Below are 13,047 nucleotides of genomic sequence, written 5' to 3'. Positions count from 1 at the left end.
GAGTTATTCTTCTTTTAGTTCATATCCTTGATCCAAAAGCATCTCTTCTGTCCGTTCCATACTGATACCGTTGTCCGTGTCGCCCTCAAAGCTGACACCAGGCAATTGTTTGGCGGAGTCATAGTCCAACTCATCGTAATTGATGGTCAAAGATTCAGTGGCTTCGCTGTCACTATATTCTAGAGAGTAATCCAAGCCTTGAACTTTCTGGTATTGTTCTGCGATGGGGTCCAGTAATTCTTGTGCTTCTTCTTTCGTTGTCGCACCGATCGCTTCATAAGGCATGACATTGTTCGCTGTCTGACTTGTGACTTTGTCGCCATCATAATGGAACACCAATTCCATCGAAACCCCATTTTGCGCCATTGTGAACGTTTTTGACTCTTCAGATGTACTCGTACCATTGCCGCAGGCTGCCAAAAATAAAATACCAATCAATGTAAAAAATCCAAGTAATGCTTTTTTCATTTTATCCCTCCTTTTTTAATATGATAGTATAGGCGCTTTCACAAGGCTATTGATATGCTCAAAAATAGCTGGACTGAGAATTATGATAAAACAGCGAAAAAAATTGTGAAATTTTTCGCGAATTTTCACATGTGAAATAATGTGATAAATGCAAGCAGGCAGGAAAGAATTGCTTATAAAACGGCAAGTTTTCTGAAAACCGTTTGAAAATAAGGTTCTTTTGACTTTGTGCAGACTTTTTTTGAAAAGATAAATTCTTCTTTTTAGTAGCAAATACCGCAAATATTTGCTAAAATAGCAGTGTCGGTTAAGCATGGCTTAACAAATAAAGTTTTTTAAAACTTAGGAGGAATTTTTTATGCCAGTAGTATCAGGAGCTGAATTCTTAAAAGCTGCTCGTCAAGGCGGATATGCAGTCGGCGGATTCAACACAAATAACTTAGAATGGACACAAGCGATCTTAAAAGCCGCTGAAGCAAAGAAAGCACCAGTTTTGATCCAAACTTCAATGGGCGCTGCGAAATACATGGGCGGTTACAAAGTTGCTAAAGATATCATTACTAACTTAGTTGATTCAATGAACATTACTGTTCCAGTTGCGATCCACTTAGACCATGGTGATTACGATGCAGCAATGGAATGTATCGAAGTTGGTTATACTTCAGTTATGTTCGATGGCTCTCACTTACCATTTGATGAAAACTTGAAATTGGCTAAAGAAGTTGTAGAAAAAGCACACGCAAAAGGCATTTCTGTTGAGTGTGAAGTTGGTTCAATCGGCGGAGAAGAAGATGGTATCATCGGTTCTGGCGAATTAGCTGACATCGAAGAATGTAAACAAATGGTTGCAACTGGTTTAGATTACCTAGCTTGCGGTATTGGTAACATTCACGGTCAATATCCAGAAAACTGGAAAGGCCTTGCTTTTGACCACTTACAAGCAATCGCTGATGCTGTAGGTTCTGATGTACCTCTAGTATTACATGGTGGTTCTGGTATTCCTCAAGAACAAATCCAAAAAGCAATCGCTATGGGTGTTTCTAAAGTCAACGTAAATACTGAATTCCAATTGTCATTTGCTAAAGCTACACGTGAATATATCGAAGCTGGCAAAGATCAAGAAGGCAAAGGATTCGACCCTCGTAAATTATTGGCACCAGGTGTTGCTGCAATCGTTAAAGATGCAGAAGAACACATTGACTGGTTCGGTTCAGCTGGTAAAGCTTAATTCGAATAACTGCTAAAAACCGTTAGAAAGATGTCTTTCTAACGGTTTTTTTATGCTTTGGATAGGACTAGAAAATGAATAAAAATCATTATCCGCAAGACATACAGCCATCGGCTGCTACACCTTCAGCAGGTGACAACGTCGCGTGAGAAGATGGTTCTTTTTTCTTTGCTGATTTTATGCTAAAATCAATTTAGTATACACAAATTTTAAAAAAGTATAGGTGGATATAAATGAAGAAAATTGTCATTGAAGGCAATCGTCCCTTAAAAGGGGAAGTCACCATCAGCGGGGCAAAGAACAGTGCTGTGGCGTTGATTCCAGCTGCGATCCTCGCAGATTCTCCTGTTGTTTTAGAAGGAGTGCCAGACATTCAAGATGTGCACTCATTAATTGAAATCCTCGAAATCATGGGTGTCAAAACCCATTTTGCACACAATACCCTCGAAATTGATCCAACCAATATTGTCTCGATCCCAATGCCAAGCGGAAAAATCAATAGTTTACGTGCGTCCTATTACTTCATGGGTGCTTTGTTGGCCAAATTTGGTGAAGGTGTCGTTGGGTTGCCAGGCGGCTGTTTCTTGGGACCACGCCCGATCGATTTACACATTAAAGGATTTGAAGCGCTGGGTGCTACTGTGACGAACGAGCATGGTGCAATGTATTTGCGCACTAGTGAAGAAGGGCTAGTTGGTGAACGGATCTTTTTGGATATGGTGTCCATCGGTGCGACGATCAATGTGATGCTGGCCGCTGTCAAAGCCAAAGGCAAAACGATTATTGAGAATGCTGCACGGGAACCGGAAATTATTGATGTTGCTACATTGTTGAACAATATGGGCGCTAAAATCAGAGGTGCAGGCACCAACGAGATTCGTATCGAAGGCGTAGAAGAATTGCATGGATGCCGACATTCAATCATTCCTGATCGCATTGAAGCTGGGACTTACTTGTCCTTGGCTGCAGCTGTCGGGGAAGGGATCGTAGTCAAAAATGTGATTTATGAGCATCTTGAAAGCTATATCGCCAAATTAGAAGAAATCGGTGTCCGCATGGATATCAGCGAAGATGAAATTTACGTTCATCCTTCGAAAGACCTAAAACCTGCTGTCGTCAAAACCTATCCATATCCAGGATTTGCAACTGACTTGCAACAACCAATCACACCTTTGTTATTGAAAGCCCAGGGCAAGTCAGAAATTTTAGATACGATCTATGCGAAACGGGTCAATCATATTCCTGAATTGGCAAGAATGGGTGCCAATGCGACAACCGAAGGCAATATGATCTTTGTGAGCGGACCAAGTCAATTACAGGGCGCAGAAGTTGTTGCATCAGATTTACGAGCTGGGGCTTGTCTGGTGATTGCTGGGTTGATGGCACAAGGTACAACGACCGTCTTCAATGTTGAATATATTTTGCGTGGGTATGACCACATTATCGAAAAACTGACTGCATTGGGTGCGGATATCCAAATGATAGAGGAGTAATTATGAGCGATTATTTAACAATGGCTGAATTGGAAAACAAAACGTTGAAAGAAATCTATACTTTTGCCAAACAGTTCCGGATTCCGTATTACAGTCAAATGAACAAAAAAGAATTGTCTTTAGCGGTGATTCGTGCACAAGCGGAGAAGCAAGGCTTCTTCTATATGGAAGGTGTTTTGGATATCGTGGGGCAAGAAGGCTATGGTTTTTTGCGGCCCATCAATTATGGTCCTAGTGCAGAAGATATTTATATTTCTTCTTCACAGATCCGTCGCTTTAGTTTGCGTAACGGGGATAAAGTTGCCGGCAAAGCAAGACCACCGAAAGAGTCGGAACGTTACTATGGGTTGATGCATGTGGAGTCTGTCAATGGCAAAGACCCAGAAGAGGCCAAAGAACGTCCGCATTTTCCAGCCTTGACGCCACTGTATCCGAACCGTCATTTGAATTTGGAAACCACCGCTGGGCGCTTATCTACCCGAATGATCGATATGTTTTCACCGGTTGGTTTTGGACAACGTGGCCTGATCGTGGCCCCGCCAAAAGCTGGGAAAACAAGTATTTTGAAAGAAATTGCTAATGGGATCACCGATAATTATCCAGATGTTGAATTGATCGTCTTGCTGATCGATGAACGGCCAGAAGAAGTCACTGATTTAGAACGCAGCGTCAAAGGGGATGTGGTGTCCTCAACTTTTGATTTGCAGCCGAGCAATCATACCCGAGTAGCGGAGCTTGTGTTGGAACGGGCGATGCGCTTGGTGGAAGACAAGCGGGATGTCGTGATTTTGATGGACAGTATCACGCGTTTGGCACGGGCATATAACCTAGTCGTACCGCCAAGCGGCCGAACGTTGAGTGGGGGGATCGACCCTGCTGCGTTATATAAACCAAAGAAATTCTTTGGCGCGGCCCGTAACATCGAAGAAGGCGGCAGCTTAACTATCCTGGCGACAGCTTTAGTTGATACCGGCAGTCGCATGGACGATGTCATTTATGAAGAATTCAAAGGAACCGGCAATATGGAATTGCAATTATCACGCAGTTTGGCTGAGCGTCGTGTCTTCCCTGCTATAGATATTAGAAAATCAGGAACCCGCAAAGAAGAATTGTTGATGAGCAGCGAGCAGTTAGAAGAAACATGGCGTTTACGCAACAACATGACCGGTGACTCATTAGAGTTCACGGAACAATTCATCCAATTCCTGCGAAAAACCAAAAACAATCAAGAATTCCTTGCTGCGTTTCAGGAAGTTCATTTCGGCGACAAACGTCCAAAAAGAAATATCAAAAGATAATTGCATCTGTAAATCAAACATGGTAAGATAGTCATGTTGTAAATTCGACAAAATCAACTCTGGTGAAGCAAATGAGCCAGGGCAAAGGAGAGAAGAAGAAATGAAACAAGATATCCATCCAGATTATCATCCAGTTGTATTCATGGACTCAACTACTGGTTTCAAATTCTTATCAGGTTCTACAAAGAATTCTCAAGAAACAGTTGAGTGGGAAGACGGCAACACGTATCCATTGATCCGTGTCGAAGTAACTTCTGATTCACATCCATTCTACACTGGACGCCAAAAATTCACACAAGCAGACGGACGTGTGGACCGTTTCAACAAAAAATACGGTCTCAAAGACGCAAACGCTGCGGAATAATAGACATATTGATTTATCAATATTCAGCGACTTTCTTTTCGAAGAAAGTCGTTTTTTTTGTGCAATTAAAGTTGTATTCTTTTGATGCATCATTGAATAAAATGGATAAATAAAAGGATACACATAAACTAGAGTGATCATAAAATAACTTGAAGGTTATCTGTTTTGAATGTATCATTAATTTAAAGGAAATGAAGCAACATAACTATATATTGAGGGGCTAAGTGATGAAAAAAAACTTTGGGGTTGTTTTGATCGTATTATTGAGTCTGCTATTTGCATTTCTTAATCCATTTATTGCTTTGCTTATTTTAGTAATTGGCATGGTTCTTTTCAAAGGAGCGAAGCGATGATAGGAACATTTTTATTGAAGTTATTCAGGGTGAAAATATATCTGTGGCTAGTTGTACTTTTTATTGCTGCGTATATAGCGCTAATGTTGATGAACAAGTATAGTGAACCGAGTATTGCAGAAACACAATCATATTCAATGGTTAAATATTTGGAAGAAACGCAGGAGCAGGTTTTTCTGAATGTGGGCATCCAAGATGTTGAAACGCAAACGAATAATACGAAAATTCCCTGGACTAAGATAGGCATTCCACTTACTGAGAAAAAAGCGATTATTATTTTGAACTATCAAGCAAAATTGGGGATAAAAAAACCAATAGATATCGAACACGAAGAAGACGGGAAATATAAAATTACGATTCCTCAATATGAAGTGATTGGCGTGGCTTTAGATGAAGAAAATCCGTATCAACTATTTAACAAGAGTGGTGAACTTTTGAGTAGTTCAACGGAAGAGATCGATACAGGAAAATTGGTAACGGAAACGCTGTCTAATGAGAGGCAAAAACATTATTTGGATCAATATAAAGATTTCTTAAATGAATCAGCTAAGAATTATTATGAATCTTTATTTGATTCAATTGATTCGGAAATTGAATTGACATTTGTTTTTCCTGATCAATAGGATCACTATAAAGTATAGCTGATGAGTGATTGCTATTTTGTTTTTACATTAGCTGAATTATTTTAATTAATATTTACATTTCTTATATAATCAAAAAAAAGCCTCGTTAGAGGATTTTTTTGTTGCACGCAAAATTTTGCTCAATTCATCATATGTATAAAAAAATTGATCAACTGTGGTAGTACCACAATCGCAAACAGGGTACGTGTGATTTGAATACTAGCAATAGAAGTTAAATCACCGCCTAAATCAGCAGCAATCAGAGAGATATCTGTTGCACCAGCGGGGGATGAAGCAAAAATTGCAGACTGAGTATCAAGTATGTCAAAATGGCTGACAATCAATGTAAAGGTTATGTTGACCAATAAGAAACCGATAAACAAGATAATGATTGGTAAGACTAAGGTTTTCATTTGTGAAAGACTGTGCATCGTAAAAGTGCTGCCAATAATTGAAGCCGCCAATATCTGTGCACCATATCTTACATATGGTGAAAGAGAAAAAGGATCCACTCTCAATTTATACATAAAGGAGAAAAGCAAGGCAAAAATTAAAGCGCCAACAGGAATACCGAGGAACACACCAAGGGAGCCGCCAATAAAAGCAATAAACAAGATCTTTATATCGTTGGTCATTGATTTCTTGGCCACGATCGTTACTGAAGACGCAGATTGATTATCCTTATTAGTACGGGATTTTTGTTGTTTATTTTTTTTAGCAAAAGTAGTCAAAATCAATTTTGACCATTGAGGCAAGATGATCAACATACCTACAAGTCTTGCCAATTGCATTATAGCAACGATTTCAGCATTCGCACCCATATCAATACTGATGAGGGAGACATCCATGATACCTCCGGGTAAGCAAGATAAGAGTGCAGTTGTCCAATCCATTGAAAAAAAAATGAACAAAAATAGCACCCAAGATAAAGCTGTTGATAGTAAATAAGGACATCAAGAAAATAATTGGCAAAATCAAATGCTTTAATTGTAAAAAAGCATTTCTAGAACTTTGTTGGCCGATATAAGCACCGCTGATAACTTGAGCGAAAAACTTCATAGAACGAGGCAGAGCCATTTGATTTGTCAGAATCGAGAGGATGGCGACTGCAATCATACCACCGGTCATAAAAGCAGCTGGTATTTTCATTCTTTTAAATATCAAACCACCAATCAAGGCGATAAGAAGTGTGAAAACAATTTGGATTATCACAAAGGCCTCCTTTAGATGTCTGTTTTTTTATATAATAAACATTTGGTCATACAAATTGTTCTTTCATTGTTCTTTTCCATTTATCAATTGCGAAGTTGGTATAATTAATATGGCGAGCAGTTAACAGGCATTGTTCTTACTCGATAGGCACACCAAGGTAAAAGGTGGTGCCTTCATTGCTGCTTTTTAGATCAATGATCCAATCGTTCTTTTTGACGATAGAAGCAACAGTGAAAAGCCCTAATCCGGTTCCGCCAGAAGATGATTTAGTAGTGAAAAATCGTGTGAAAATCTTTTCTTGTAAATCAAAGGGAATGCCCGGCCCATTATCTGCAATTTCTATCAATGCAATTTTTTTGTTTTTCATTGAGTGGGGGATATCCGAAAATTGAAAATCAACCAAATAAGCATAAGGACTGAGTCTGATCGAGCAATTTGCTTGTGCCTGATAGGCATTCATTAGCAAGTTATAAATGATTACCTGCAAATCAATGGCATCAAAAATGCCATTGCCGACTTCTCTGACGTCGACAGTAATAGACATTTTATTAGATAAAAGCTGTTGAATAGTTGTGATTGCTTCTTTCAGTGTGTCAGCAATTGATATTTCTTTTTTATTTTGGACGTCAATTTTAGAAAAGCGTAATACATTTGTGGATAATTCTTTCCCTTTTTCAGCTGCGTGATAAACTTCTTCCAAGTCTTCGACAAGAGCTGAATTGCTTTTGTTCTCGTCAATCAATAATTGCAAGTGTCCAATCATTGGCGTAAGGAAGTTGTTCATATCATGAACGATTGTGGTTGTCAGAACACCAATGGTTTCGAGTTTTGATTCTTGAATAATCGATTTTTCAATTTCGTGCTTTTCTTTTAGTAATTCCTGTCTGGTTTGTAACTCATTGTACTCAATATAGATGCGATTTCTTTTGATATAGTTTCGGATGAAGAAAGTGAGTAATACAATAATGATCATAAGGAGAACAAGTAATCCTAAAGAAATTAAGCTGTCTTGTAATAAAAGACCATTTCGTTCGTAATAATCAGAATTGCTTGCAACGATTAAGCGGGTATGTCCAACTGAAATCCATTCATAAGCAGATAATTTTAGGACTTTTTCAGGAAATTCTTCATTCCACCAGTAGGAATAATACATGGCAGTTCCTTTTTCAAACTGACGTTGTTCTTTTTCTAATTGTCTCAAGTCAGTGAAATCTAGATTAGGAAACTTATCATACCGATCATCAACGATAGAAAGACCGATTTGATCGCCAGAGGGATGCATGACGATTTTCATATTTTTGTCTTTGACCATTGTATATCCAGACAATCCAGAATCATTGGCGAAGTCGGTATTGTATAGTGTTTGCAGTTGCAAAGGCATGACCAAGGTCAGCGTTTGGTCATTCAATGTGAAAGATTTATATAAATTCATATAAGCATTGTGCTGCGCAAAATAGATACCGCCATTCGTTACATAATGATTGGCAAGAAGATCATTGGAAGCGATATCAGCAATTGAATTGTCGATGACTGTTTGTTCTTTCAAAGATGGGATATTTTTGAAAGAAACTTTAGATTGGATCTGCTGGTTCTGGTCAATCAAAAAAAGACCGATCGCAGCGTTCGTTGCATTGGCTGATCCTGGCAGAGTAGCTGCTTGGTTTAGGTTTGGTGAGTGAGTATCTTCTATATAGTTATCAACATATAATGAGAGCGATGCTTTGTATCCATCGATGCTATGGCGAATCAATTTGATTGCAGATTGATTGATGGTGGCCAGTTGTTTCTTACCAAGAGTGATTGCTTGGCTTTGTGCCTTGTGATAGCTTGTATAGGTAAAGATAATGCCAGCTGTTGTTAGGCTAAACGTAAGAACAATAATAAGGTAAAGCCAAAGTTTTGATGGTGGTTTCATTGTAAATCCCTTCCTTGCTGACTATAATTATAATGAAATAGGAGGAGTTTGTTTTGAGAAATGAAAAAATTTTAATTGTTGATGATGATCCGGCCATTCGGAGATTGATTTGGAAATCGTTACAATCGACAGGTATTTTGATTTACCAAACAGATTCTGTTGATAAAACTATTGCAATCAAGTCTCGTGTGACATTTGATTTATTTTTGTTGGATATTAGTTTGGAGCATGAAAACGATGGATACCATTTAGCACAACTCATTCGAGAAGAAAATCCGACTGTTCCTATTGTATTTTTGAGTGGTAAAAAAGAAGAAAAAGATATTATTAATGGCTACGAGATTGGTGCAGATAATTTTATTACGAAACCATTCTCACCAGCCGTTTTGAAGGCGCAAATTGTTTCGATCCTTGATAGATTGAAAGTATATTTGAAGGATGCTAAAGAAGTACCAACTGTGGATATATGTCATGGTATTTTTAGATTTGACCAAAAACGCTATCAGTTTTTCAAAAATGATCAACCTATCAAGTTTTCCTCGAAAGAGATTCAACTGATTCGTTTTTTTATGGAATTTCCAGACCAAGTTTTTTCAAAAGAACAAATTTACAGCAGTGTCTGGAATGACGGGGAATTTGATGCAAACACAGTCATGGTTTTTATCAATCATTTGCGCAGTAAAATTGAGGATGATCCCAAACAGGTTCGCTACTTAAAGACTGTTTGGGGCATCGGGTACACGTTTTTACCAGAAGGTGAAACCTTCTAATTGTAAGAAATAAATTGCTAAGGCAAGTAAATCGGCAGAACCACCAGGACTTAAGTGACGATCGATCAATACTTGATCATAGGCTGTTAATACATGAAGCAAATCTGATTTTGGGAGGTTTGCTTCGTGTATTTTTTTCATTTCACATTGTACCTCTTTCATAGCTTCGTATCCGCCGCGATGAACTAAATTGCTGTCTTCCGTTTCGCTCATCAAGTAAACAAGGCCCCGCAACAATTTGATGTTCCCTTCATCTGGCAATCGCCGCAAATAGTTTAATAATTTTTGCACAGTAGGATATCCAGCCACAGCTTCTCCTCGGATACCAGTTAGTCCGTAGGTGAGATAGTTTTTTTGTCCATAGGATAATTCATCTTGCACGTTTAGCCCTTGCAGATCACATTCGACAAGATGGCGGCACAGAGCTGCAGCAATATTAAATAGTTGATCGGTATCTGATTTCGTCCATGCTTTCACTGTTGTTTGCTGATAATAAAATCCAGTTGCCCCTAATATAATAGCGAAAGAGAAGTTCGCCCCCTTATGGGTATTGATTCCTTTGGTAGCAGTCATCATAGCCGATTCTGCCTGTTTGCCGATTTCCCTTAATTCTTCAAATAATGAAATATATGATTGCTGATGATAAAAACCGGCGTGGATATATTGAATAAAGAACGGAGCAAGACTAGTGATACTGCTGATAAACGTAAAGACGTTCATATCGGTATGCGCGCCATTTGATTGTGGGTCTACTAAACCAGGTTTTGGTGATAGTGAAACTTCATAGTGTAAGGCATTTATGGCACAATTTACTGCGTGTTCAATCGGTTGATTAGTCAATTTTACGTCGTTCCATTTCATTTAAAATAAATTTCAAGGAGTGATCCAAATGTTCATGGGTGATCATCGTGATTTGTTCAATATTTTTTGTTTTCATTCCACGATAAATCAACCAGTGCTCGTTCAGCGCCGTTTCCCTGCGTTTAGAGGAACGGATGGCGATATCTCTGAAATAGACAAGATAAGCTTGTAAATCGAGAACGATATTTTTTAAGCGAAGCATCTGACTCTTTTCATAAATGAATGCATTAAAGTCAGAAAAGTTTTCTAGTAATTCATCTACCTTGTCTTGACGATTGAATTGTTCACCCCGTTTGAGTAGGGCATGTAAATCCTCAAAGTCTTTAGCAGACATCAATTCCATTGCTTTAATCGTTGCTAATGTGTCTAATGATTTTCGAATGGCATAGATTTCATAGGCATCTTTGATACTAATCCCTTTGACCACGATGCCTATTTTGGGGACATGCTCAACAAGCTTTTCAGCAGCAAGTTGTTTCATGGCATAACGAATCGGGGTTCGGCTGATATTTAATGTATCCGAAAATTCTTTTTCGTTAATACGAGAGCCCGCTGGAATATCGCCTAAGATAATTGTTTTCTTAAATGCTTCATAGATAAGCAGTTTCAATGGTTTGTTTTGTGTAAGGTCTAAATTTTTAGTGACTGCAGGAATAATTGAATGCATTGTTTTTCTCCAATCTTTATGAAGACTCAGCAAGTATCATCATATGAACAGGTGCTTGCATCGCTATAATTGAAACTATCGAGCGTGCGTTTCCATGCTCGATAGTTTCAATGTTTAATTATTGCGGAATATAAAGTGGCATATGCCCCATTAGGATTATCGTTACAATGAAAATAATGAAAATTCCAAGTGCATATTTTGCTGCTTCTTTTTGCCATTGGCCCATATCTAATCCGGTTAAACGTAGTAATAGATAGATGAAGGCAACAAGCGGGCTAAGTAAATGGAAGGCTTGTCCCATCAAAGAAGCAAGTGCCATTTGCATATTTGTGAATCCATAAGAACGACCAGCTTCAGCTAAGACTGGTAAAACACCAAAGTAAAAGCCGTCATTTGAAATAAAGAATGTACCAGGTGCTGAAATCAGCGCAATGACAAGTCCCCAGAAACCAGCAAGTTGGCGAGGAATAATCTGAGTGAAGCTGTTTGCCAACGCAGTTGCCATACCAGAACCTTGGAAGAGACCCATAAATACACCAGCAGCAAATACTAGGATGACAACTTGAACGGCATCTCCACCATTTGCCCCAATTCTAGTTGATTGATCTTTTAGAACAGGGTAATTGACCATTAAAGCAATACAAGTACCCACAAGGAATAACAAGATAGGTGGTAGTGCAATAGAGGAAATAAAGGAGCTTGCAACTAACCAGCCAATCAAGACGATTGTTAAAATACCATTGAACAGGAAGTTTTTTGGTCTGCGAATTGCTAATGTTTCTGGATCGGTAACGGTGGTCATTTCAATAATCTCAGCATCAGTCAATTCAGTGATGCCTAAACGAGTTCTTTCTTGTTTACCCATTCTTCTAGCAACAAAGAAAGTAACATATAATAAAGAAACAACCATGCCAGGCAACAAATAGGATAGAATATCTGCATCTACTTCCAAAACAGCCATTGCTCTAGCCGTTGGTCCACCCCAAGGCAATAAATTCATAATCGTATTTTGTAAAATAATCAAAACGCCAAGGTTCATCATTTTCATATTTAATTTTTTATAAATTGGAATAAAGGCGGAACAACAAATCAGTGTTGTTGTCGTGCCATCACCATTTAATGAGACAGCTGCTGCGACAACAGCAGTGGCCATCAAGACTTTCATTGGATCGCCCTTGGCAAAATAAATCATCTTTTTTGTGATAGGATCAAATAATCCGGCATCTAACATGATAGAGAAATACAAAATAGCAAAAAGCAACATAATTCCTGTGTTTGCTGTTGTTGAAATTCCTTCGAGGACAAATTCCCCTATATTTCCATCTTCAGAAACTCCAGCGACTATAGCAATAAGAGTAAATATTAACGGGATGATTACTAAGGATGTAAATGGCGACATTTTCTTTTTCATGATAACGTACATAAATACAATAATCATGGCATATGATAAGACGGTAAGTAACATTCTCTTCTTCCTCTCCTATATCTTAATGTAAGCGGTAACAAAAACGTTTTTTCTAACTACAGGCCTGCAGTTGTTTAAGTGATATGAATCACATATATAACATATTTTTTATATTGATTTACATAAAAAACGTTATTGTTTGCTTTACAAGATTAAGAATAAACATTCTAAATATTAAAAAAAAGAGGAGATTTAAAAAAGAACAAGAAAAAAACAATTTCTGAACTTAAATCTTATTTAGAACTTAAAAAGTTCTTAATGAAATATTAATGCTCAATAAACGCTGTTATATCAGTGTTTATGGTCGTTTTTTTTGTTTTTGGCAAAAAA

13 protein-coding genes are annotated in these 13,047 nt (G+C 38.2%); 6 read left to right on the top strand and 7 right to left on the bottom strand.

The window, feature by feature from the left end; all coding sequences use genetic code 11:
* Positions 1–3: 3 nt before the first annotated feature.
* Positions 4–468: a YehR family lipoprotein gene (locus ACYVRS_RS01775; RefSeq protein WP_313538643.1), complete on the bottom strand. Its 465-nt coding sequence runs from the start codon at positions 466–468 to the stop codon at positions 4–6.
* Positions 469–826: 358 nt separating this feature from the next.
* Here ACYVRS_RS01775 and ACYVRS_RS01770 point away from each other — a divergent pair, with 358 nt between their 5' ends.
* From ACYVRS_RS01770 to ACYVRS_RS01750, 5 genes are all read left to right on the top strand, one after another.
* Positions 827–1,696 carry a class II fructose-bisphosphate aldolase gene (locus ACYVRS_RS01770; RefSeq protein ID WP_054115041.1) on the top strand — a complete coding sequence of 290 codons (870 nt, stop codon included), beginning with the start codon at positions 827–829 and terminating at the stop codon, positions 1,694–1,696.
* Positions 1,697–1,929: 233 nt separating this feature from the next.
* Positions 1,930–3,189 carry a UDP-N-acetylglucosamine 1-carboxyvinyltransferase gene (gene murA, locus ACYVRS_RS01765; RefSeq protein WP_461198066.1) on the top strand — a complete coding sequence of 420 codons (1,260 nt, stop codon included), beginning with the start codon at positions 1,930–1,932 and terminating at the stop codon, positions 3,187–3,189.
* Positions 3,190–3,191: 2 nt separating this feature from the next.
* Positions 3,192–4,487, top strand: coding sequence for a transcription termination factor Rho (rho, locus tag ACYVRS_RS01760; RefSeq protein WP_054115039.1), 1,296 nt, complete (start codon positions 3,192–3,194; stop codon positions 4,485–4,487).
* Positions 4,488–4,587: 100 nt separating this feature from the next.
* Positions 4,588–4,851 carry a type B 50S ribosomal protein L31 gene (locus ACYVRS_RS01755; RefSeq protein ID WP_005228304.1) on the top strand — a complete coding sequence of 88 codons (264 nt, stop codon included), beginning with the start codon at positions 4,588–4,590 and terminating at the stop codon, positions 4,849–4,851.
* A gap of 349 nt (positions 4,852–5,200) precedes the next feature.
* Positions 5,201–5,827: a DUF4230 domain-containing protein gene (locus tag ACYVRS_RS01750; RefSeq protein WP_461202329.1), complete on the top strand. Its 627-nt coding sequence runs from the start codon at positions 5,201–5,203 to the stop codon at positions 5,825–5,827.
* 140 nt (positions 5,828–5,967) lie between these two features.
* Here ACYVRS_RS01750 and ACYVRS_RS01745 read toward each other — a convergent pair whose 3' ends face one another.
* From ACYVRS_RS01745 to ACYVRS_RS01735, 3 genes are all read right to left on the bottom strand, one after another.
* Entirely contained in the window at positions 5,968–6,720 is a 753-nt protein-coding gene (locus tag ACYVRS_RS01745; RefSeq protein WP_461202327.1) for an AbrB family transcriptional regulator, read from the bottom strand.
* Complete coding sequence (locus ACYVRS_RS01740; protein WP_461202325.1) at positions 6,650–7,039, bottom strand: AbrB family transcriptional regulator; 390 nt, start codon at positions 7,037–7,039, stop codon at positions 6,650–6,652. Before ACYVRS_RS01740 ends, ACYVRS_RS01745 begins: the two co-directional genes overlap by 71 nt.
* A 136-nt stretch (positions 7,040–7,175) precedes the next feature.
* Complete coding sequence (locus ACYVRS_RS01735; RefSeq protein WP_461202323.1) at positions 7,176–8,954, bottom strand: sensor histidine kinase; 1,779 nt, start codon at positions 8,952–8,954, stop codon at positions 7,176–7,178.
* Between the two features lie 53 nt (positions 8,955–9,007).
* Between ACYVRS_RS01735 and ACYVRS_RS01730 the strand changes: the two genes are divergently transcribed.
* On the top strand, positions 9,008–9,724 hold the full coding sequence (locus ACYVRS_RS01730; RefSeq protein WP_461202321.1) for a response regulator transcription factor: 717 nt from the start codon (positions 9,008–9,010) through the stop codon (positions 9,722–9,724).
* Here the strand turns inward: ACYVRS_RS01730 and citG are convergent.
* The 3 genes from citG to ACYVRS_RS01715 form a co-directional block, all read right to left on the bottom strand.
* On the bottom strand, positions 9,701–10,585 hold the full coding sequence (gene citG, locus ACYVRS_RS01725) for a triphosphoribosyl-dephospho-CoA synthase CitG (protein ID WP_461202319.1): 885 nt from the start codon (positions 10,583–10,585) through the stop codon (positions 9,701–9,703). The genes ACYVRS_RS01730 and citG overlap by 24 nt on opposite strands.
* On the bottom strand, positions 10,557–11,252 hold the full coding sequence (locus tag ACYVRS_RS01720; RefSeq protein ID WP_054114538.1) for a GntR family transcriptional regulator: 696 nt from the start codon (positions 11,250–11,252) through the stop codon (positions 10,557–10,559). Before ACYVRS_RS01720 ends, citG begins: the two co-directional genes overlap by 29 nt.
* Positions 11,253–11,370: 118 nt before the next feature.
* A complete protein-coding gene (locus ACYVRS_RS01715; RefSeq protein WP_461202317.1) occupies positions 11,371–12,717 on the bottom strand; it encodes a CitMHS family transporter in 1,347 nt (448 codons plus the stop codon).
* Between the last annotated feature and the right edge of the window lie 330 nt (positions 12,718–13,047).

The sequence above is a fragment of the Enterococcus salsurae genome (assembly GCF_054784955.1).
The sequence above is the reverse complement of the archived record's forward strand: the minus strand, read 5'-3'. Positions and strand labels throughout refer to the sequence as shown.

What these genes read in the sequence shown, in the direction of transcription:
- ACYVRS_RS01775 (WP_313538643.1), bottom strand. Translation starts at nt 468, where the DNA reads ATGAAAAAAGCATTACTTGGATTTTTTACATTGATTGGTATTTTATTT.
- ACYVRS_RS01770 (WP_054115041.1), top strand. Translation starts at nt 827, where the DNA reads ATGCCAGTAGTATCAGGAGCTGAATTCTTAAAAGCTGCTCGTCAAGGC.
- murA (WP_461198066.1), top strand. Translation starts at nt 1,930, where the DNA reads ATGAAGAAAATTGTCATTGAAGGCAATCGTCCCTTAAAAGGGGAAGTC.
- rho (WP_054115039.1), top strand. Translation starts at nt 3,192, where the DNA reads ATGAGCGATTATTTAACAATGGCTGAATTGGAAAACAAAACGTTGAAA.
- ACYVRS_RS01755 (WP_005228304.1), top strand. Translation starts at nt 4,588, where the DNA reads ATGAAACAAGATATCCATCCAGATTATCATCCAGTTGTATTCATGGAC.
- ACYVRS_RS01750 (WP_461202329.1), top strand. Translation starts at nt 5,201, where the DNA reads ATGATAGGAACATTTTTATTGAAGTTATTCAGGGTGAAAATATATCTG.
- ACYVRS_RS01745 (WP_461202327.1), bottom strand. Translation starts at nt 6,720, where the DNA reads ATGGATTGGACAACTGCACTCTTATCTTGCTTACCCGGAGGTATCATG.
- ACYVRS_RS01735 (WP_461202323.1), bottom strand. Translation starts at nt 8,954, where the DNA reads ATGAAACCACCATCAAAACTTTGGCTTTACCTTATTATTGTTCTTACG.
- citG (WP_461202319.1), bottom strand. Translation starts at nt 10,585, where the DNA reads ATGAAATGGAACGACGTAAAATTGACTAATCAACCGATTGAACACGCA.
- ACYVRS_RS01720 (WP_054114538.1), bottom strand. Translation starts at nt 11,252, where the DNA reads ATGCATTCAATTATTCCTGCAGTCACTAAAAATTTAGACCTTACACAA.
- ACYVRS_RS01715 (WP_461202317.1), bottom strand. Translation starts at nt 12,717, where the DNA reads ATGTTACTTACCGTCTTATCATATGCCATGATTATTGTATTTATGTAC.